This window comes from Maribacter aquimaris, assembly GCF_014596745.1.
Taxonomy (GTDB): domain Bacteria; phylum Bacteroidota; class Bacteroidia; order Flavobacteriales; family Flavobacteriaceae; genus Maribacter_A; species Maribacter_A aquimaris.
In genome coordinates this window covers 149,966-168,706 of record NZ_JABTCF010000006.1, presented here as the reverse complement: position 1 = coordinate 168,706, position 18,741 = coordinate 149,966, and the positions used below count along the sequence as shown (strand labels likewise).

The window sequence follows — 18,741 nt, the reverse complement described above, 5'->3', positions numbered from 1 at the left end:
AATTCCGTTCCAATTTTCCTTAGTTGAAATAATCGTAATATCCTTCTAAATGCGTTTTTAGGTTTAATAGTAATAGCGCTCCTTCCTCCTGGTTTTGGGTTTTTTGGAGCATCGCTATTTTTTTGATGAGGGGATGCAACCAAATGTGTAGGTTGTCGTGTGATGCCCCATCCATGGTACATTCCTTGACCACGGTGTTCTTTACTGTATTGAGACGATCCCCTAAGGCCCTATATTCGTTGCTAGTGGTTGGCTGACGTTCGTTTATGTAGGATAGCATCAACACGACCCCATCGGTAGTTTCTTTGTTCGCCTTCCATTTGACGCCATTGTCCAATACAATTTCACTGATCCATGCATTGTCGGGTTCTTGGGACATTTTGGAGTCGGCCTGATGATTGGTTTCGCTTATTTTTTCCGTCGTTCCCGGCTGCTCTTTCTTGGTTTCCTGGCAACCAATAAGTCCCATCAGGAGTGCTATTGAAATAATGATGATTCGTTTCATGTGTTCCAGGTTTTGGTTGAACTTCCTTTTTTGACCAATTTTAATTGTATGAGCAGGAATATCAACAGCCAAACAATTACCCTAAAGGCCATGGCTTTTATGCTTTCCGTGGCGACGGTATCAATGAAAAAGTAGAGATAGGCCAAGACAAGGGCATGGAAGAGAAGGATCACCGATATCAATTTTTTTGAAAGCAGGAAGTTTTTCCAAATCAAATATGCGGTAATCATGGATAGGCCCCCAACGACTATGTTGTATACCACCAGTCCATTCAAGACCGTATAATCGACTTTATGAAGACCCAATAATACCGATGTTCCAGAGAGAACAGACATGGTTCCTATGGCCCCGGCAAGCACTAATGCGATAATTCGTGTGGTTTTCATAATATTTTCATGATGTTAATTGGTTCAACACTACTGATTTTCGTTGTTAATCCACATTTCCCCTGGCATTCCGATTTTGAGGCTACCATCGTTTTTCACCTTGACCTTTACGGCGTAAACCAAGTTTATACGTTCCTCCTTGGTCTGTATTATCTTGGGGGTAAACTCGGCGGATTCGGAAATCCACGATACCGTTCCCTTATAGGATTTCATGCTGTCCCCATAATCTACCCGTACAGCCACTTCCTTTCCTATTTTAAGGTTGGCCAATTGGGTCTCACTGATGTATACCCGAAGCTCCATTTCATCCAAGTCCGCAATCTTATATAGGGGTTTTCCAAAAGACGTGATTTCATTGGGTTCTGCGTATTTTACAAGAACAGTCCCTTTTACGGGATTTTGAATGATACTTTTTTTGATTTGGTCCTCAATCTGTTGTATTTGGACCTCTATGCTTTTTACTTCATTGACGATTGGGGCGTTTTGGGTCTCAACACTTCGCATTTGTTGTTTCAGAATGTCGATTTTCCCATTGATATCGTCCAGTTGTTTCTCCGTGGCCGCATTTTCCTTGATTAGGTTTTTAATCCGATTTTGGTCTTTTACGGCAACTTTTAGTTGTTCCTTGATTACTTCCCGTTGGGACAGAACATTGCTCGATTTGGAAAAAACACTCGTTTTATTCGCTAACAGTTGGTCTTTTTTTAGAGAGAGTTGAACCGTGTCCACGACGCCGACTATCGTATTTTTTTCAAGGTTGAGGCCTTCTTCCGCATTGAAAAACAAAAGTTTGCCATTCGCTTCGGAAGATATAATCGTTTCTGTGGCTTCGAAGTTTCCATAGCCATCCGCTTTTTCACCGTTACCGCTACAGGATAGCATTAGGATTCCAATACATAGGGCCGGGAATATTGTTGGGATTTTCATCATTTTGGGCTTTATAATAACTTGGGAATTAGTATTTTCCATAAGTTCCGTTTGTCAGTTGATATTGTATCTGGAGTAATAATAGTTGTGTCTTGTGTAAGGCAAGATTGCTCTTGGCCTCATATAGATCGGTAAATTCGGTGATATAGGCAGAGGAGGTGATAACTCCGTTTTTCAGTTGGGAAGCTGCCGATTTCACCATGGTTTCACGAATTTTGATTATTTCGCTGTCAATGTCCATGAAGTCTTGTAGCTTATCTATTTCAGATTGAAGTTGAACAAGTTCAAGATTGGTGTTAAGTTCAAAAGTCTCTTTTTGGGTATTTATGATTTCCTTGTTGATCTCGAGGGATTGTTTTTGACCCTTGGTTTTATTCCAATCAAAGATGTTCCAATTGAGTTTTAGTCCTGTAATGTAAAATGTCTTAAAGGAATTATCGAGCATGTTCAAGCCGGGATTGCCATAGCCTCCTTGTGCAAAGGCATTCAATTTGGGTAATTTCGATTTGGTCAGTTGCTGCTTTGAAAAATCGATCTGCTCTTTTTTAAGATCGAACAAGGTCAATTCCGGTCTTTGGGAGTCAGTTTGATTCTCGGTGGGAACCATGGGGGTCTGTAGGATGACATCCGTACTGAGGTCACTTCCGATCAGCAACGCCAAACGTTGGACCAAACCCTTTTTGGAATAATCGATTTCGGCATATTTCTGCTTAATGTTCAATAGTTCTACCTGCAAGGCATCTGCGGATGATGGAAGCAAGGTGCCATACAATACACCAGCCTTTACTTCCTCAATACGGCTTTGCAATTGTTTTTCCTTAGCCTCCAATAAAGACTTGTTTTCCTGTAAGAGAAGCAGCGATAAATAGAGTTCGTTGACCTTGTTTTTTAAGGCGTAAAGATTTACGTTAACCTCCTGTTCCGAGACTTTCGAGTTGCTTTCCTTTACCTTGGCGGTAGCATCTATGAGTCCGCCATTATAGATGAGGAGGCTGGCGTCCAAGGTGGCCCGATATTGGTCTTTATTGGGAGGTGTAACCGTTATATTCGGGAGTTCAATGGGTAAATGTGTTACGTCAGATTGATATGTGGCTTGTGCATTCGCATCCAATTTTGGTAATTTGTCCTTCTTTATCGTGGCAATATCCAACTCGGCCTGGTTTTGAAGTAGAATGGATTGTTTGGCCATGGGATAATTTTTGGTTACCCCATCGAAACAATCATCCAAGGTCAGCGTGCGTTGCCCTACTAGAACTATCGGTAAGAATAGTAAGAGAATGAAACTGTATTTGGTTACGCCCTTATTTATTGATGTGTTCATACTGTTATGGTTTATGGGACCGACATTTATACGCTTATACTATTTATGAATTGTTCGGCAATCAACGTTTTACGTTCCTGAAGTAACTTTTTATATTCTGCATCTGGAATATCCAATACCAATTTAAGCAGTGTTTCCCCTACGAAAGGGAAGATGGTGAGCGAGAACAAATTCAAGACGTATTGTTTAGGGGATTTTCTTTCTATTTTGCCTGCTGCAATTTCCGCTTCAAATTGCCGTAGGAGAGGTTTTGGATCGGGTTTGTTGGGGTGTGACATTATTTTTTTTACAAAATCAGGGTTGTGGTTGAGTTCGTGAATTATAAAAGACGGTAAATACGGATTCTCCAATATAAAATCGATATAGCTTGATGTAAACCTTCTTATTTTTTCATAGAGGTCTATTTCCAAGGCGAAAATGATGTTCATCTGAGGAGCCAGTTTTTGAAAGGCCGACATCAGGACAGCCTCGAACAATTGTTGCTTATTTCTGAAATAATAATGTAGCATGGCCTTGTTGATCTTTGCCTCATCGGCAATTTCTTGCATGCGTGCCCCAGCCATACCCTTCTTTTCGAAAATGGTTATGGCGGCATTTAAAATAGATTGCTCTGTATTGGAATCTTTCATTAACTAAATGGTTTAACCAAATGGTTAACAAATGTATAAAAAAATCCGCAAGTAGAATAATTTTTGGATTTTATTCTTCATAAATGGTGTATGCCAGTGCTAAGCGTAACGTCGGATTCGTTTAAAAGTGTTCGGACCAATGGGGTTCAGGAGGGTGTTCCTGGAAATAAAAAAAAGTTTGGTAAACCTTATGAAGGAAATTGGAAAGGAACCTTTTATGGGTGGCATTCCATGGGGCTTGTACCTATTTCGCCTATTGGTTTGGGTGAAATGTAGGGGATGCCAAGACCCATTCCACGTAAAATAAAGAGGACGCCAATGACCACCACGAAAACGGGAATCAGTTGTCGTATTTTTCTTTTGACCGAACTTTGTAAAAAACCACTCATATAAATCGCTGTGGTCATTAGGGGTACGGTGCCCAGTCCGAATAAGATCATGTAAAGGCTGCCTTCAATAGCGCTACCCATGGCTATAGCCCCGAAAAGAGCCATGTAAACCAAACCACATGGTAAAAAGCCATTTAAAAAGCCAATGGTCAAAAATGTGTCCGGCGATTTTTTCTTCAATTCTTGTCCCAGTCGGCTCTTTATTCTTGATATAACCCTGAATAAGGGCTTCGAAAGGTTGTACTTCGCAAAGGTTTTGTAGGGGATAAGAACGGCAATTATCATAATGACACCAATGATGATCGATAGTTTTTGTTGCATGCCAAAAACATAAAGCCCCTTGCCTAAAAGGCCAAAGACCAATCCAATCAAACCATAGGCCAAAAGGCGGCCTGCATGGTACAATGCAATCTGTAACACTTTCTTGAAACCATTGTTGCGATCGACAGGAAGCATAAATGCAATCGGGCCGCACATACCTACGCAGTGAAGACTGCCCATAAGACCCAATGCCAATGCGGATAGTAACATGATTAATAGGTGATGCTCTTTTTAAATAAATAGGGAAGGTCATGGTATTCCCATGAAATTTTAATGTCCCAGCGACCATCCAACAAACGTTTGTCAGGTATGAGCAAATGTGTATTGGATAAACTTATGGGTAAGTCAAAATCCAAGTGTTTATTGGACGGTCTGTATAGGGACACTGTGCCTTTAATTTTCTCAGGTTCTATTTCTTCAGGAAATTGAACGAGCAATCCTTCAGGGGTTTTATGTAATATAAGTTTTGAAGACAGATTATTGGCATTGGTCTCGGCATCAATCTCTTTTTGAAACCCCAATTCCGCCTTGTAATACTCTTCAGTGACCAAATCGTGATTCGCATGGTCATCCATATTCATTCGAACGACAAAAAATAGTATAAAGCTTATAAAGCCAATGAATGCCAGTACAATTCCTGTTCCCCAATTAATTTTCATATGACTCTTTTTATTGCTTTATGCATGGTTTAATTATAACTCCTTGGTGCCAAGAATCGCGCTGTGGTGGTTTCGATTAGTTCGTCCCCACTATATACTCCGATTTTCAGCTTATCCTTATCGCCATTCAGTGCCGAATTGTTTATTTCGATAAATAGGGTGCCTTCCGCCAAATCCTGGGCGGGTACAACAAAGTTATCATAGGTCACTAATTTTATGGTACCCTTGTGGGACATGAGTTTAAAACTTACATCAGGAATATCCTTGGTTGTCTTATTGATCAATTTATAGGTAAAGACATTACTGATAATATTGCCCTCTTTGTGTTCGTATAGTTGTCCGGGAAGTCGCAATATGTTTGCTTCCAAATCATTACGCAAGAAAAGCATACCGATCAACACCCCGGTCAATATGACCAAAACAGCGGTATAACCTTTAAGCCTTGGTGTAAACTTGAATTTTTCCTTTTTGGTAATCTCGTCTTCACTGGTATATCGGATCAGGCCTTTAGGGAGGTTTATTTTCTCCATTACCGTGTCGCACTCGTCAATACAGGCAGTACAGTTAATGCATTCCAATTGGGTCCCGTTTCGAATATCGATGTTGGTTGGGCATACATGGACACATTGTTTACAGTCAATACAATCCCCGTGGCCAAGCGCTTCACGGTCTTCATTTTTCCGGAATGTCTTTCTTCCATTTTCACCTTCACCCCGTTTGTGGTCATAAGCGACAATGATCGATTTATTATCGAGTAATACTCCTTGCATTCGACCATAAGGGCAAGCGATAATACATACTTGCTCTCTAAACCATGCAAATATGAAGTAGAATACCGCTGTGAATATCAATAAGGCTACCAAGGTACTCACATGTGACATGGGTCCCTCGAATACATATTGTATCAGTTTGTCACTGCCGATCAAGTAGGCTAGAAAGACATTGGCTATGATAAAGGATATCAGAAAGAAGATGATCCATTTGGTGACCCTCTTCCTTATTTTTTCGCTGTTCCAAGGTTGTCGGTCCAAACGCATTTGTGCGGGACGATCCCCATCGATCCAAAATTCGATTCGACGGAAAACCATTTCCATGAAAATGGTTTGTGGGCAGATCCATCCGCAGAAGATACGACCAAAGGCGACGGTAAAAAGGGCGATGAAAATAACGCCTATGATCATTGAAATCACGAAAAGATGAAAATCCTGCGGCCAGAAAGGGAATCCAAAAATATTGAAACGACGTTCCAATACGTTGAACATTAAAAATTGGTTCCCATTTACTTTGATAAAAGGTGATAAAATCAGGAATGCCAATAAAAAGTAACTGACCAACTTCCTGTATTTATAAAACCTTCCACTGGGTTTCTTGGGGAAGACCCAAGCGCGTTTACCATCTTCCCTTATGGTGCCTATGGAATCCCTGAAATTATCCTTTTCTTGATTTGCCATTATTTATTCCTTTTAAATGGAATGAAATTCATTAATTAACGGCCACTGTAATTGAATCGGTCGCTTGTTCTGGTGTTTGTTCCTTTGCGGGGGCATTCTCATCTACCCAAATATCACCTTCCGGAGCTTTTGGATTTGCGGGTGTCGTACCCTGAAGACTCAGTACATAACTGGCTATTTGGGCAATTTCAGCAGGTTTGAAGTTCGATTTCCAGGCAACCATACCTTTGCCATCACGACCACCTTCTGAAATGGTGTTGAAGACGTTACTTATTCCACCACCTAGAATCCAGTGGTCATCGGTTAGGTTGGGTCCAATTCCACCGCCACCATCGGCCATATGACAGGCTACACATGTGGTTTCAAAAATTGCTTTACCAGCATTTAGATCCGATGCATCGGTCAATAATTCCACTGAATTGGCATCGACTAGGTCTTTGGCTGTTTTTTTGTATTCCTCTATCGCCAAGTTGGCAGCTGCAACTTCCTGTTGGTATTCAAGTTCTTGGTCATAATCCCCATAAACTTCAAAACGGATCAAATAGACCACGGCAAAGACTATGGTCGCATAGAACATATATACCCACCAAGGTGGTAATTCATTATCAAGCTCCTTGATACCATCATAATTGTGGTCTAGAATGATCTCACCTTCTTCTGCAATAGGTTTGTTAGCTGTTAACTTGGCCCATACCTTTTTGGCCCAAGGCCATTCCCATTGTTTTGATTTTGCCGATAAGTAGCGTTCTTTGGCCTCTTCGTTAAGCGTTTGGAACATCACATTCTCAATCGACTTTAAAATCAACTCAATGGCAATCAGAATCAATAACACCATCAACATAAAGAATTGTGTAATGGGGTATTCTATGATGGCCAATTTATCGCCAGCGTCTATAAAGTACTCCATCAATCCGAAAATGATGAAGAAGGTTACGGGGATTCTAATCCACCAAGGTGACATATTTTTCATAATTCTAGTTGGTTATTTTGGTTGTTATCATCTTCTAAAGGGAGTTCGCTTACCTCCTTGATGTATGCCTTTCGTGCGGTGAATACCCACAAAAAAAGGATGGCAAAAAAGAGGAAGAATATACATAATGATATCATGGGGTAGGTGGCTACGCCATCTATACTTTCCATGTGTCCTTTAATGAATTTCAGCATGACTTTATTTGTTTTGGGTTAAAACTTCGCCTGTCTCCTTGACCTTGATGTCAGTTCCCAATCGCTGTAAATAGGCTATTAAGGAAACGATCTCGCGATCTTTCATTTCTACGAACTCCTCTCCGCTTTCTTCAGCAAATTTTTTGTCGGCCTCATAAGAACTTACAAAATCGGGATCTGCATAAAGGTTTTTCTCGATTTTTGACGCTTGGGTGTCCATTAACTCGTAAGCATTGGCAATTTCCTCTTCGGAGTAAGGAACGCCTAGGCTAACCATGGCCTCCATTTTGGTTTGAATGTTACTACGGTCGTGTTTGTTGCGAATCAACCATCGGTAGGCCGGCATAATTGACCCTGAGGAAGTACTTTGGGGGTCATACATATGATTGAAATGCCAGTTGTCTGAATACTTGCCGCCGATTCTTAAAAGATCCGGCCCGGTTCGTTTACTACCCCATAGGAATGGGTGGTCGTACACAAATTCCCCAGCTTTGGCATATTCCCCATATCTTTCCACTTCACTTCTGAAAGGGCGCACCATTTGGGAATGGCAGCTTACACAGCCTTCACGTATATAAAGATCCCTTCCTTCCAGTTCTAGGGGAGTGTATGGTTTAACACTGCTAATTGTAGGTATATTTGATTTTACCATGATGGTAGGGACTATCTCGATCATACCGCCAATTAAGATGGCGACGGTGGCCCAGACGGTCATTTGAACAGGTTTGCGCTCCAACCATGTATGTAATGTCTCTCCAGCGGTTCTTTTGCTCGATACACGGGTCAGGGCTGGGGCCTCGGCCAATTCATCCTCAACCTTATTACCTGATCTAATGGTCACAATGATGTTGTAGACCAAGGTGAACATACCTAGGATGTAAAGGCTACCACCAATGGCACGCATCCAATACATTGGCATGATTTCGTGTACGGTTTCCAAGAAGTTCCCATAGGCCAATGTTCCGTCAGGATTGAAGTCTTTCCACATCAATGCTTGGGTGAACCCGGCAACGTACATGGGTAATGTATAAAGGATGATCCCTAGGGTGCCAATCCAGAAATGGAAGTTGGCCATGCCTACGGAATATAATTTGGTCTTGAACATTCTGGGTACCAACCAATAAATCATACCAAAGGTCAAGAAACCGTTCCAAGCCAAGGCTCCAACGTGTACGTGGGCAATAATCCAATCACTAAAGTGGGCAATGGCGTTTACGTTTTTGAGGGAAAGCATGGGTCCTTCGAATGTGGCCATACCATAACCGGTAATCGCCACTACCATGAATTTCAGGGTAGGATCTACCCGAACCTTGTCCCAAGCACCACGTAAGGTCAACAATCCGTTGATCATACCTCCCCAAGATGGGGCGATCAACATTACAGAAAAGGCAACCCCTAAATTTTGTGCCCAATCAGGTAAGGCGGAATACAACAAATGGTGGGGTCCTGCCCAAATGTAAATAAAGATCAAAGACCAGAAATGCACTATCGATAGTCGATATGAATATACAGGTCTGTTTGCGGCTTTAGGTACGAAATAGTACATAAGCCCCAAGAAAGGCGTTGTCAAAAAGAATGCAACGGCATTGTGACCATACCACCATTGTACCAAGGCATCCTGAACACCAGCGTACACGGAGTAACTTTTCATTGCGCTTACAGGTAATTCCAAACTATTGAAAATGTGTAATACGGCAACCGTTATGAATGTGGCTAGGTAAAACCATATAGCAACATACAAGTGACGTTGTCTTCTTTTGAACATGGTCCCTATCAAGTTTACACCAAAGGCAACCCAAACAACTGCAATAGCGATGTCAATCGGCCATTCCAATTCTGCATATTCCTTGGTTGTAGTATACCCTAATGGAAGTGAGATCGCGGCAGCGACAATAATCAATTGCCATCCCCAAAAATTAAATTTACTTAGGAAATCGCTGTACATACGTGCTTTCAACAATCGCTGTGTGGAATAGTATACCCCTGCGAAAATAGCATTACCCACGAAGGCAAAAATCACGGCGTTGGTATGCAAGGGTCTTAAACGACCAAAGCTTAACCATGCAATGCCATCGGTTACATTTGGGAAAAGAAACATGAAGGCCAGTAGTAGGCCTACCGACATTCCCACAACTCCCCAGAACATGGTAGCATAGAGGAAATTTTTTACGATTTTGTTATCGTAATAGAATTGTTGTACTTCCATAATTACAATTTTTGACTTTTATTTAGTTGGTTTGATTTATTCTTGTCCTCTTTTTTTAAGGCGGTGTCGTCTTTCACTAACTCGTCATCAAAGAGCATGCGAACAGATGGCGTATACGAATCATCGTACTGCCCACTGCGCACTGAAATAATAAAAGCTGTGAAAAAGAATATAGCAATAATGATGCTAATAGTCAATAGCACATAAATAACACTCATACCTTACCTGAAATTCGACTCAAACATATGTATTCGCCTCAAGGCAAAATATGATTTTTGTCATGTTTTTAAATTAATTTACTTTTTTTCCTAAAACATTTGTGGCCAAGGTGGTAAAACCTACCACGCTTATAGAGCTTAAAGGCATTAGGATTGCTGCTATAACGGGCTCTAATTGCCCGGTTACCGCAAAATACAAACCAACAACATTATAAACAAGTGATAATAGAAAACTTAACTTAATAATTTTCATTGCTTTCTTGGCCGCTAGGATATATTGGTCCAATTGGTCAAATTTTGATGCGTCCAATATGCCATCACATGCCGGTGAAAAAACATTGACATTCTCTGAAATGGCAATACCGACATTACTTTGGGCCAGCGCCCCGGCATCATTGAGTCCGTCACCCACCATCATTACTTTTTTGCCTTGCTCTTGCAGTGTCTTTATGAAATTCAACTTGTCCTTGGGCTTTTGATTGAAATACATGGGGGTAAGCGGGGGTAATATTTTTTCGAGCCGGTATTTTTCCCCTTCGTTGTCCCCGGATAAAATGGCCAAATGTAAATGCTGGTGCATGGCCTTAAAAACATCGGAAACACCTTCCCTGTAGTGATTGTGGAATACAAAACGCCCTTTGTATGTATTGTTGGTGCTAATATGAACCGAAGTGGTTTCGGAATCATAATCGGTGGTATTCCCGACAAAATCCGCTGATCCCACCTTGATATGACTTTCATTTTTTTGTCCTTCGATCCCTTTGCCCAGATGTTCTTGGTAGTCGTCAAGAGGTACGATATTGTGGGCTGCCAACATGTCGTACAGGGTTCTGCTCAATGGATGGTTGGAGGCCCTTAGGGTATTTTTTAAAAGTGATTCTTCTTCCAACGTCAGCTCCATGCCCTCATAGGTAGCCTTGCTTTTCATGGTGGTGGTAATGGTTCCGGTTTTGTCAAAGATGGCCGTATCTATTTGGGCCAATTGCTCTATGGTCTGGGTGTTTTTCAAGTAGAATTTCTTGCGTCCAAAAATCCGAAGCATATTGCCCAAGGTAAATGGCGCAGCCAAGGCAATGGCACATGGGCAGGCAATGATAAGTACTGCCGTAAACACATTCATGGCTTTGCTGCTATCGTAATAGAGCCAAAATGCTGTGGTTAAAAAGGCAATGGTCAAAACAGCCCAGGTAAAGCGCTTTCCAATACTATCGGTCAGGGTTTGGAATTTACTCTCTTTATTTTCGCTAAATACCGTGCTGCTCCATAATTGGGTTAAATAACTTTGGGAAACGGTCTTTAGTACATCCATCTCTATGGCGCCGTCCAATTGTTTTCCCCCAGCGTAGATTTTGTCACCCGATTCCTTGAACACCGGTTCGGACTCACCCGTGACAAAGCTATAGTCGATTTGGGCCCTACCATTGATAAGTATGCCATCAACGGGAATCAGTTCTTCATTCCGGATTAAGAGACGATCGCCTTTCTTTATGTCATAAACCTGGACGGTCTCTTCTTTGTGGTCTTCTGATATTTTGGTGACAGCGATGGGGAAATAAGATTTGTAATCCCGCTCGAAAGAGAGAAAGGAATATGTTTTTTGTTGAAAAAACTTCCCTATTAGTAGAAAGAATATGAGTCCGGTCAAGCTATCGAAGAAACCAGTTCCCCAATCAAAAATGATTTCTGCGGTGCTCCGAAGGAATAAAACCAGGATTCCCAGAGCAATAGGAACATCGATGTTCAGTATTTTGGAACGAAGGCCCTTAAAGGCCGAGATTAAATAATCCTGCCCGGCATAGAAAACAACAGGCAGTGAAAAAGCGAACATCAACCATCGGAATAGCCCTTTGTATTGGTCTAGCCAGAACTCATTGACCTCAAAGTATTCTGGAAAGGAAAGAAACATTACGTTGCCGAATGCAAAACCTGCCACGCCCAATTTATAGATAATCCCCCGATCTATATTTTTCTTGCCCTTATCAAAATCCTCTAGTGAGATATAGGGTTCGTATCCGATACGTGCCAGTAAGATGACAAGGTCTTTAAGTCCCATATTTTCGGGGTTGAAGATGACACGTACCGTCTTTTTGGGGAAATCCACTTGGGAACTACTGATCGCGGGATTTAATTTGTTGAGGTTTTCCAGAATCCAAATACAGGAACTACAATGTATTTGTGGAATATATAGGTTTACGATTTGTAGGTTTTCGTCATTGAATTCCAAGAGTTTCTCGATGATTTTGGAATCATTTAAAAAGTCGTATTTACTTTCGACAACGTTAGGTGTGGAACCGGCAGAGGATTGTAGGTCGTAGTAATAGGACAGGTCATTGGAGGAGAAAATTTCGTATACGGTCTTACAGCCATTACAACAGAAATTCTTCCCATCGTGAACAATAGGGTTTCTGCCACAATCGTCACCACAATGATAACACCGGACTTTCTCCATTTACATTTGCATATACCTACAACAAATATCTAGAACTTTCCTGAAATAATTCATGATAATTGTCATCTTTTCGATATTTTTATACCATATTTAGGGTAGAGCAAATAGATTACTTTATGGATGAGGCAGAACAGAATAGATGTGAGAACTGTATTGTACGGCAGTTCAACTCTTTACGTGCTATGAGTAAGGCCGAATTAAAGAAGGTTTCTGACTCAAAGGTCACTAAAAAGATCAAAAAGGGGGAGGCTCTTTTCGAGGAAGGGGACAAACTCGATGGGGTGTTCTGTGTTCGGGAAGGTGTTTCCAAGCTTTCCAAATTGAGTTCTAACGGTAAAGATCAAATCATAAAGTTAGCCAGTAAAGGTGAGGTGATGGGTCAAAGATCCGTCATTGCCGAAGAATATACCAATTTAAGTGCCGTTGCTGTCAGTGACATGGAAGTGTGTTTTATCCCAAAGGACAGTATCGTTCATACCTTGAGTAAAAATCCGGATTTCGCCATTGAGGTTTTGAGGCATATGGCCCACGACCTTAAGGAAGCCGATGATGTAATAGTGAATATGTCCCAGAAAACGGTGAAACAGCGTATTGCCGAGGCCTTCGTTTATTTAAAGAACAATTATGGGGAGGATGATCAAGGCTTTTTAAAACTGACCCTTTCCAGAGAGGATATCGCAAATGTTGTGGGTACCGCAACGGAATCCGCCATCCGGATAATCTCCGAATTCAAGAAAAAAGGAATGATCAAGACCTCCGGTAAAAAAATCGGGGTTTTGAATGAAAAATTACTCCAAGATCTTATTGAGGGCTTTTGATAAGCCCGTTTTATCCTTCTATTCCCAAGCTTCCGTATGTCTCATAAACCCTCTGTTTTATTAAGGGTTTGGCGCATTTATGAAAAACTGACATAAATCATAGTTTGCCAGAACGTCTTCCGATAATTTTACACCTTATAAAATGGATTGGAATGAAAAATGTTTTACTACCCACGGACTTTTCAGAGAATGCTTGGAATGCCACTAAGTATGCTATTGAGTTGTTCAAAGATGAGGAATGTGTTTTTCATTTACTCAACACCTATACCCCTGCCATTGTTAGTAGTAGATTTATGGGGACCAGTATGGGTCATGTACAGGAAAGTAATGTTCGTGATAATTCGGAAAAGGGATTAAAGGATCTCTTGGGTAAAATAAAGAAGAATTTCAATTACCCCAAACATAGTTTCAAAACCATCTCATCTTTTAGCCTTCTCGTTGACGAAATCAAGGATATTGTTGAAAGAGTGGGTATAGATATTATAATCACGGGAACCAAGGGGGCATCAGGTTTGGATGAGGTATTCATGGGTAGTAATACCGTACGAATAATCAAGTCCGTAAAAAATTGTCCCGTATTGGCCATTCCACAGCATTTTGAATATGCGAGTCCTACTGAAATCGCTTTTGCTACGGACTTCAATAGGTTCTATTCGCTTTCCGAGCTTCAACCGATTATCGATTTGGCCAAGACTTTTAAGGCGTCATTGCGCATTGTTCATGTGCAATACGAGATAAAGGCATTGACAGAGATTCAAATGTTCAATTTAAATATGTTGCGTAAGTACTTGAATGAAGTTGAGCACTATGTGCATACGGTTTCCGAATTGAACTCCGTGTCGAAGACGTTGGAGGTTTTTGCCAAAGAGCTCGATATCCATTTATTGGCCATGTTGAATTACCAACATAGCTATATGGAGAAAATGACTCGTGAGGCAGTGGTGAAGCGTATGGCTTTCCATACCCAAATACCCTTGTTGGTCGTACCTGAACTGGGTATGAACACACCCTTGAAATCTTCATCGAATAGGGAAAATGCAGTAATGGATTAGGAAGCTTTTCCCATAGGATGGTCTTCGTAGAAATCCTTGAATGTTTTTTTTGTGGTGTAATTATCCGTTAAAACCTTATACACCATATAAACGACCATTGACTGGCCTAGTACAGTGATGTAAAATACCCAATTGAAAGAGAAATTCATTGCTGCCATAATCGTTACGACGACTAAGGTTAAGGTGGTGTTGGCCACCCAGAACATTGCGGAGTTTTTCATGTTTTATTTACAAAATACGAAAATGGTGGTTTTTCAGGGTTAAGGAAATACTAAAAAAAGGTTTTCCTTATAAGGGCTGCCCAACTTGTCCCTGATAGGTAACCCATTGGGGTGCCCCTGTTTGGTTCGGATGTTACGCTGATGTTAAGGACATGGTAAAGGGGGCTGTAATAGTGTCGAAAGCGCTTGGGATTGCGTAATTTTACAAAAAAAAGAGTGAATATTCCCAAGACAGATAAGAAAAGGGTTGTGGTCATCGGTGGCGGCTTTGCCGGAATATCATTGGCCAAAAAACTCAAGGATTTGGATGTGCAATTGGTATTGCTCGACAAACAAAACTACCATACGTTTCAACCTTTGTTATATCAAGTGTCGACAAGTGGATTGGAGCCTGATTCTATAGCCTATCCCTTGCGAAAGGTGTTGCGTAAACTCAATAATTTTTATTTTCGCTGGGCCACTGTGGAGCGAATTGACCCCGAACAGCGACGTGTCATAACATCCAAAGGGGATTTGTCCTATGATTTTTTGGTGCTGGCCACAGGTACAAAAACCAATTATTTCGGGAACAAGGATATTGAAAAATATACCATGCCCATGAAGAGTGTTCCCCAGGCATTGAATATTCGAAGTCTTATGCTCCAGAATTTTGAAAAGGCCGACGATTGTGTCGATGAAAAGGAGCGTAATGCCCTGATGAATTTTTGTATCATAGGGGCAGGGCCTACCGGGGTGGAATTGGCAGGGGCCTTTGCAGAACTCAAGAATAATGTTTTTCCCAAGGATTATCGTCATTTGGATATTTCCGAAATGCAAATTCATTTATTTGAAGGCGGTCCCCGGATCTTGCCCCCCATGAGTGTAAAAGCCTCGAAAAAAGCCCTTCAGTTTCTTTGTAAATTAGGGGTTACAGTGCGTTTGAATACGATTGTTGAAGGTTATGATGGGGAAACACTGACCTTGAAGAACGGGGAAACCATTGCAAGTAAGAACTGTATTTGGACAGCAGGGGTCACCGGTGCGGCCATTGAAGGATTCAATAAGGACGTGCTGGTAGATCGGATTAATAGGTATAAGGTGAATGAATTCAACCAAGTTGAAGGATATACGAATATTTTCGCCATTGGTGATATAGCGTTGATGCAGACCAAGGAATATCCAAAGGGGCATCCGCAGGTGGCCCAACCCGCCATACAACAAGGGGAACTCTTGGCTAAAAATTTAAAAAGCCTATTGCTCGGTAAGGAGATGAAACCATTTCGGTATTATGACAAGGGCACTATGGCCACTGTTGGGAGAAATAAGGCTGTGGTCGATTTGAAAAGGGCGAAATTCGGGGGGTTCTTTGCCTGGTACATTTGGATGTTCGTGCATTTAATGGCCTTGGTCGGTTTTCGAAATCGTGTGATTGTCTTTTTCAATTGGGTGTATAATTATATTAATTTTGATAAGGCGGCCCGTTTGATAGTACGGCCATACAAACCCAAGGAGTAGATGCCTGAATTGTGCAATTCTATATCCCGGATACGAAAAACCTTTGTATATTTGTAATGTTGTGTTGAGCTTCGATTTCGGTTGAGGCTATGGTGAAAATGCCTTAGGGCATCTACCAATGAAAGGCTTTCCTACTACTGGGAGGCTTTTTTTATGCACTTTTCCAAGATGTTACACAGCATTCCCAGTCATTCTCTTCATCTAAATAATTGAGTTGGATTTCTAGGGTTAGATGGTTTATCGTATTTTTAAGAAAGTTTAATCAATACCACGATCATGCCATTATATCATAAATTGGGTAAGATTCCCCATAAACGACATACGGTTTTCAAAAAGGCAGATGGTTCTTTGCATTATGAGCAGCTGTTCGGAACGATTGGGTTTGATGGTATGTCATCCTTGCTCTATCATTTGCATAGACCAACGATGGTCAAGCAAGTTGGGGCGACCAAGGATGTGTCTCCCAAGGCGGCAGTGGAACACAATATAAAGTCGAGATTGCTGAAGGGCTTCCAGGTCCAGGCTGAAGATGATTTTTTGGATAGTAGGAAAATAGTACTTTTCAATTCCGATGTGAATGTGGGTTTGGCAGCACCACGAAAATCTATGACTGATTATTTTTACAAGAATGCCGATGCCGACGAATTGGTGTTCGTTCATAAAGGCACCGGTACATTGAAAACATTTTTGGGTGAAATCGATTTTGGGTATGGGGATTATCTCTTGATTCCCCGTGGAATGATCTATCAGATTGAGTTTGACTCCGAGGATAATCGTTTATTGGTCACCGAATCGTATAGCCCTATTTATACCCCCAAACGATATCGCAATTGGTTTGGACAACATTTGGAGCATTCACCTTTCTGTGAACGCGATTTTAAACTGCCCCAAAATTTAAGGACCCATGATGAGAAGGGCGAATTTGTATTGAAGGTAAAGAAGCAAGGTCAGTTGCACGAATTGGTCTATGCCTCGCACCCTTTCGATGTTGTGGGTTGGGACGGATATAATTATCCTTATGGTTTCTCCATACACGATTTTGAACCGATAACCGGACGGGTACACCAACCGCCACCAGTACACCAGACTTTTGAAACGAATGCTTTTGTCGTCTGTTCCTTTGTGCCCCGGATGTACGATTACCATCCCAAGGCCATTCCGGCACCATACAACCATTCGAACATAGATTCTGATGAGGTGTTGTATTATGTGGATGGCGATTTTATGAGCCGAAATAATATTGATCAAGGCTATATTTCATTACATCCCGCGGGAATACCCCATGGGCCGCACCCAGGTACTTATGAAGCAAGTATCGGAAAAACCAAAACGGAGGAGCTCGCGGTTATGATCGATACCTTTAAACCGTTACAACTCACCCAGACCGCCTTGGATATTGATGATGGAAAATACTACCAGTCCTGGTTGGAGTAGGGTGACTTCCATGGTTTTTCTGTTTTCTATGGGTATCTCCCACGCTAAAGCAGGCAATACGGTGAAAGTTGAACGCCCAAAGGAAGTGCCGTATTAAGAGAGTATCGCCTTGTAAGGCCTCACCACCCATCATGGTAGTTTAGATCCTATGCAGTACATATTGGATCAAGGAGGCCGCCAGTTTGGCGGTTTGGTCGTCCCTGTCATATTTTGGGTTCATCTCGGCAATATCCATACCTATCATTTTTTTGGATCGGATTATCGTCCACAAGGATTTAAGTACAATATCGGGGGCAAAACCCATAGGGGATGCTGCACTGACCCCAGGGGCGTATGCCGATGAAAATCCGTCTAAATCTATGGTCGTATAAATGTAATCCACCCCAGCGATAAAATCTTTGATGGTTTGTCTCACAGCATCCAAATGTTGCATATTGAATTCCTTTTTTCGCAAGAATTCAACATTGAAGTCTATCGCTGTTTCAAAGAGGTTTCTGTCATTGGCATCTTTACGAATGCCTAGGCACAAGTATTTAAAATTGTGTTTGCCGGCAGTGGCGTCTTGTGCGATTTGATAAAAGGGGGTACCTGAATTATTCCCTTTTTCATTGGAACGAAGGTCGAAATGGGCGTCAAAATTGATAATGCCAATGGTCTTATCTTTTTCAATATGGTCAAGTAAGCCATTATAATGGCCATAGGCGATATCATGACCGCCCCCAAGGAGTATCGGAAATGTATGTAGCTCCAATAACTTGGATACTTTTTGTGATAATAGGCTTTGCGCAGCCTCCATATCATCATCCACGCATTCAATAGTGCCGCAATCAAGTATTTGCGACTTTTCATCCATATGGTTGGGCATTTTTCCCAATTGGGCCCTAATGGCATCCGGTCCGGCAAAGGCTCCTATTCTCCCTTGATTGCGTTTTACCCCGGTGTCACAGGCATAGCCTAATAAGGCAATTGTCTTTTGGGTTCGACCTGCGCTGATTTTATCAAAATCGGTACATTCAACTTTTTCATGCAGATAGAGTTTCTGGTCAGAGGTTCTTCCCGTCCAGATGTTTCGGTTTGGTTTTTTGTAATTAGCCATA

Annotated in this window: 19 protein-coding genes; 4 read left to right on the top strand and 15 right to left on the bottom strand. The window is 41.5% G+C overall.

All coding sequences use genetic code 11. The annotated features are described in order from the left end of the window. Nucleotides 1-19 precede the first annotated feature (19 nt). From HPE56_RS11345 to HPE56_RS11290, 13 genes are all read right to left on the bottom strand, one after another. Nucleotides 20-505 (bottom strand): hypothetical protein, encoded by a 486-nt coding sequence (locus HPE56_RS11345; protein ID WP_188243874.1) that lies wholly within the window; start codon nucleotides 503-505, stop codon nucleotides 20-22. Continuing rightward, nucleotides 502-891, bottom strand: a complete 390-nt coding sequence (locus tag HPE56_RS11340) for a hypothetical protein (protein WP_188243873.1) — start codon at nucleotides 889-891, stop codon at nucleotides 502-504. Before HPE56_RS11340 ends, HPE56_RS11345 begins: the two co-directional genes overlap by 4 nt. A 30-nt stretch (nucleotides 892-921) precedes the next feature. Further along, nucleotides 922-1,860 (bottom strand): HlyD family secretion protein, encoded by a 939-nt coding sequence (locus HPE56_RS11335; protein WP_223170279.1) that lies wholly within the window; start codon nucleotides 1,858-1,860, stop codon nucleotides 922-924. Beyond that, nucleotides 1,847-3,139, bottom strand: coding sequence for a TolC family protein (locus HPE56_RS11330; protein WP_188243872.1), 1,293 nt, complete (start codon nucleotides 3,137-3,139; stop codon nucleotides 1,847-1,849). The genes HPE56_RS11335 and HPE56_RS11330 overlap by 14 nt, the downstream gene beginning before the upstream one ends. Before the next feature lie 26 nt (nucleotides 3,140-3,165). Continuing rightward, entirely contained in the window at nucleotides 3,166-3,768 is a 603-nt protein-coding gene (locus HPE56_RS11325; protein ID WP_188243871.1) for a TetR/AcrR family transcriptional regulator, read from the bottom strand. A 215-nt stretch (nucleotides 3,769-3,983) separates the two neighbouring features. Beyond that, on the bottom strand, nucleotides 3,984-4,688 hold the full coding sequence (locus HPE56_RS11320; protein WP_188243870.1) for a sulfite exporter TauE/SafE family protein: 705 nt from the start codon (nucleotides 4,686-4,688) through the stop codon (nucleotides 3,984-3,986). Between the two features lie 2 nt (nucleotides 4,689-4,690). Next, the gene (locus HPE56_RS11315; RefSeq protein ID WP_188243869.1) at nucleotides 4,691-5,137 is read right to left on the bottom strand and encodes a FixH family protein; all 447 of its coding nucleotides are present in this window, start codon (nucleotides 5,135-5,137) and stop codon (nucleotides 4,691-4,693) included. 29 nt (nucleotides 5,138-5,166) lie between these two features. Next, nucleotides 5,167-6,588 carry a cytochrome c oxidase accessory protein CcoG gene (gene ccoG / locus HPE56_RS11310; RefSeq protein ID WP_188243868.1) on the bottom strand — a complete coding sequence of 474 codons (1,422 nt, stop codon included), beginning with the start codon at nucleotides 6,586-6,588 and terminating at the stop codon, nucleotides 5,167-5,169. Between the two features lie 31 nt (nucleotides 6,589-6,619). Next, on the bottom strand, nucleotides 6,620-7,558 hold the full coding sequence (locus HPE56_RS11305) for a cbb3-type cytochrome c oxidase N-terminal domain-containing protein (protein ID WP_188243867.1): 939 nt from the start codon (nucleotides 7,556-7,558) through the stop codon (nucleotides 6,620-6,622). Continuing rightward, nucleotides 7,555-7,752: a CcoQ/FixQ family Cbb3-type cytochrome c oxidase assembly chaperone gene (locus tag HPE56_RS20295; RefSeq protein WP_109651040.1), complete on the bottom strand. Its 198-nt coding sequence runs from the start codon at nucleotides 7,750-7,752 to the stop codon at nucleotides 7,555-7,557. The genes HPE56_RS11305 and HPE56_RS20295 overlap by 4 nt, the downstream gene beginning before the upstream one ends. 4 nt (nucleotides 7,753-7,756) lie before the next feature. Then, on the bottom strand, nucleotides 7,757-9,958 hold the full coding sequence (ccoN, locus tag HPE56_RS11300; RefSeq protein ID WP_188243866.1) for a cytochrome-c oxidase, cbb3-type subunit I: 2,202 nt from the start codon (nucleotides 9,956-9,958) through the stop codon (nucleotides 7,757-7,759). Nucleotides 9,959-9,960: 2 nt separating this feature from the next. Beyond that, complete coding sequence (ccoS, locus tag HPE56_RS11295; protein ID WP_188243865.1) at nucleotides 9,961-10,176, bottom strand: cbb3-type cytochrome oxidase assembly protein CcoS; 216 nt, start codon at nucleotides 10,174-10,176, stop codon at nucleotides 9,961-9,963. 73 nt (nucleotides 10,177-10,249) lie between these two features. Next, nucleotides 10,250-12,625 (bottom strand): heavy metal translocating P-type ATPase, encoded by a 2,376-nt coding sequence (locus HPE56_RS11290; RefSeq protein ID WP_188243864.1) that lies wholly within the window; start codon nucleotides 12,623-12,625, stop codon nucleotides 10,250-10,252. Nucleotides 12,626-12,741: 116 nt separating this feature from the next. On the opposite strand from HPE56_RS11290, the gene HPE56_RS11285 reads away from it, so the two are divergent. Next, the gene (locus HPE56_RS11285; protein WP_188243863.1) at nucleotides 12,742-13,443 is read left to right on the top strand and encodes a Crp/Fnr family transcriptional regulator; all 702 of its coding nucleotides are present in this window, start codon (nucleotides 12,742-12,744) and stop codon (nucleotides 13,441-13,443) included. Between the two features lie 152 nt (nucleotides 13,444-13,595). Further along, the gene (locus HPE56_RS11280; RefSeq protein WP_188243862.1) at nucleotides 13,596-14,495 is read left to right on the top strand and encodes a universal stress protein; all 900 of its coding nucleotides are present in this window, start codon (nucleotides 13,596-13,598) and stop codon (nucleotides 14,493-14,495) included. On the opposite strand, the gene HPE56_RS11275 is transcribed toward HPE56_RS11280, so the two are convergent. Continuing rightward, nucleotides 14,492-14,716, bottom strand: coding sequence for a hypothetical protein (locus HPE56_RS11275; RefSeq protein WP_188243861.1), 225 nt, complete (start codon nucleotides 14,714-14,716; stop codon nucleotides 14,492-14,494). The genes HPE56_RS11280 and HPE56_RS11275 overlap by 4 nt on opposite strands. 216 nt (nucleotides 14,717-14,932) lie before the next feature. Here HPE56_RS11275 and HPE56_RS11270 point away from each other — a divergent pair, with 216 nt between their 5' ends. Both HPE56_RS11270 and HPE56_RS11265 read left to right on the top strand, forming a co-directional pair. After that, nucleotides 14,933-16,210 carry an NAD(P)/FAD-dependent oxidoreductase gene (locus HPE56_RS11270; RefSeq protein WP_188243959.1) on the top strand — a complete coding sequence of 426 codons (1,278 nt, stop codon included), beginning with the start codon at nucleotides 14,933-14,935 and terminating at the stop codon, nucleotides 16,208-16,210. Nucleotides 16,211-16,486: 276 nt separating this feature from the next. After that, the gene (locus tag HPE56_RS11265) at nucleotides 16,487-17,644 is read left to right on the top strand and encodes a homogentisate 1,2-dioxygenase (protein WP_188243860.1); all 1,158 of its coding nucleotides are present in this window, start codon (nucleotides 16,487-16,489) and stop codon (nucleotides 17,642-17,644) included. A 139-nt stretch (nucleotides 17,645-17,783) separates the two neighbouring features. On the opposite strand, the gene hutG is transcribed toward HPE56_RS11265, so the two are convergent. After that, a complete protein-coding gene (gene hutG / locus HPE56_RS11260; protein WP_188243859.1) occupies nucleotides 17,784-18,740 on the bottom strand; it encodes a formimidoylglutamase in 957 nt (318 codons plus the stop codon). Nucleotide 18,741 lies beyond the last annotated feature (1 nt).